1 protein-coding gene is annotated in these 2,348 nt (G+C 38.7%); it reads left to right on the top strand.

The window, feature by feature from the left end; genetic code table 11:
- The first annotated feature begins 109 nt into the window (after nucleotides 1-109).
- Nucleotides 110-2,050, top strand: a complete 1,941-nt coding sequence (locus WBM49_RS04405; RefSeq protein WP_424370852.1) for a putative porin — start codon at nucleotides 110-112, stop codon at nucleotides 2,048-2,050.
- Nucleotides 2,051-2,348 lie beyond the last annotated feature (298 nt).

Below are 2,348 nucleotides of genomic sequence, written 5' to 3'. Positions count from 1 at the left end.
GTGAGCTTTTCTTACAAAACTTTCACATTTCTTTATCGTCTAAAAAAGTAACTTTGTCAGTGTTATACATTTTATGAAATATCTTGTTAGTTTCCTTTTACTACTTTTTTTGCAATCAGTTTTTGCTCAGGAAAAACCCATCCCTGCAGTGAAAGAAAAAGATTCTTCTCAGTTTATGAAGAAAAATCTGAAAAGACCAACAGTGACTGCCCCAGTAGAACCGCCTATAAGCATTCAAGATTACAAGATCATTTCATACGCCCGGGATACGACTTATTTAGACACTACTTTAAGCATTCAAAAAGAATACAAGTACAATTACCTTCGGCGGGATGATTTTGAACTTATGCCATTTGCCAATGTTGCTCAACCGTATAATGCCCTGGGGGTAGATATGGAACAAGCAGTATTATATCCCTCCTTAGGAGCAAGGGCCAGGAATATTGCTTATATGGAAGTTCAAGACATATCATATTATAATGTTCCCACGCCTTTGACCGATCTGTTTTTTAAGACCACCTTTGAACAAGGACAACTTTTAGACGCCTCGCTAACGTTTAATACTTCCAGGAGGCTAAATTTTTTCATTGCATTTAAGGGAATGCGTTCCCTGGGAAAATACCAGTACAGTCAGATACAATCCGGAAATTTCAGGACCACCGCCAATTATCAGTCAAAAAATGAACGTTATACCATGCGGGCACATATTGCCGCACAGGATATTGATAGTGAAGAGAATGGAGGCCTGTTGTCTAAAGAACTGCAATTTGAATCTGAAGATCCTGATTTTAGGGACAGATCTCGTATGGACGTTTTCTTCACCAATGCCAGGAATAAGATATTGGGGAAGCGGTATTTCCTGGATCAACGCTTTGCAATATTTCAAAAAAGGGATTCTATCCGGCAGTCGTCTGTTGGGATTGGACACGAATTTACCTATGAGACAAAGTACTTTCAGTTTTTGCAGGATGGCCAGAACGATTATTTTGGAGCGAGTTTTATAACACCAATTGACGACAAAGCTACCCTAAAAACATTTTTTAACAGACTCAGCCTGGATTACTCCAATAGATTTCTGGGTACCCTAAAGGGTTTTGTGAATCTGTACAATTACGATTATTATTTTAACAGCATTCTGATTACCGATACACAGACCATTCCAAATCAATTAAGGGGAGATGAACTGGCCGTTGGCGGACTTTACCAAAAAACAATTGGGGGCTTTGCACTAGATGCTTCTCTCACCTATGGAATAACGGGAGCGTTAACCAACTATATATTTGATGCCGCCGCAACCTATACTATTAATGATCAACATAAGGTTAAGGTAAGTGCCCATTCTTCTTCGCGCTTTCCTAATTTCAACTTTTTACTTTATCAATCGGAATACGAGAATTACAATTGGAATAATTCAGGGAGTTTTGAAAATCAAAATGTACAGAGCCTTAAGTTTAATCTAAGCTCACAAGTATGGGGAGATCTTATGGCGCAGTATGCGACCACGGATAACTACACCTATTTTTCTTCTAATGCCACCAACGAACAGATAGACAATGGCATTGAGAATGCATATGTGACGCCTAAACAGGAGAGCTCTGCAGTAAGCCACTTAAAATTAAAGTATACCAAGGAATTTAAAGTAGGGAAGTGGGCATTGAACAATACGGTGATGTATCAAAATGTATCTCAGACAAACCAGGTCTTGAATCTGCCTCAGCTGGTTACAAGGAATACCTTATATTTTTCCAGCAATGTTTTTAAAAATGCTATGTTCCTTCAGACGGGGGTTACCTTTAAATATTTTACAAAATATACCATGGACGCCTATAATCCGCTATTGGGCGAATTCTATGTGCAGAACAGGGAAGAGCTTGGCGCATTTCCGTTATTGGATTTTTTCATCAATGCCAAGGTTCGCCAGACCCGTATCTATCTCAAAGCAGAGCATTTTAATTCTTCATTTACAGGGAATACTTTTTACGCGGCTCCAAACTATCCGTATCGCGACTTTGTGGTTCGTTTTGGCTTGGTATGGAATTTCTTTTCGTAGGGAATTGTCTGAAGTCTACTTTTTTTTGAGGGAATGAATCCTCATTTTCAAGGGGTTAGAGCGCTAAAATAATAATTAATTTTTTTTTCACTTTAGGAGTTGTGCAACCAAAAAAATGGCTTTATATTTGCACCCGCTTAGCGTGAGAGCGTTGGGTGCTTAAAGAAGTATATAAGTTCATTGACATATTGGTAGACAGCGAATTTGCTTTTGGTGCTTAGGGTTTCGGCCTTTTGTATTGGGAGTAGATTTAAGATCATTTATTAACAAACATGAGAACCGTTTTGAGGCGGGACGA

It is taken from the genome of Muriicola sp., from assembly GCF_049669965.1.
In the GTDB taxonomy this organism is placed as follows: domain Bacteria; phylum Bacteroidota; class Bacteroidia; order Flavobacteriales; family Flavobacteriaceae; genus Muriicola.
The sequence above is the reverse complement of the archived record's forward strand: the minus strand, read 5'-3'. Positions and strand labels throughout refer to the sequence as shown.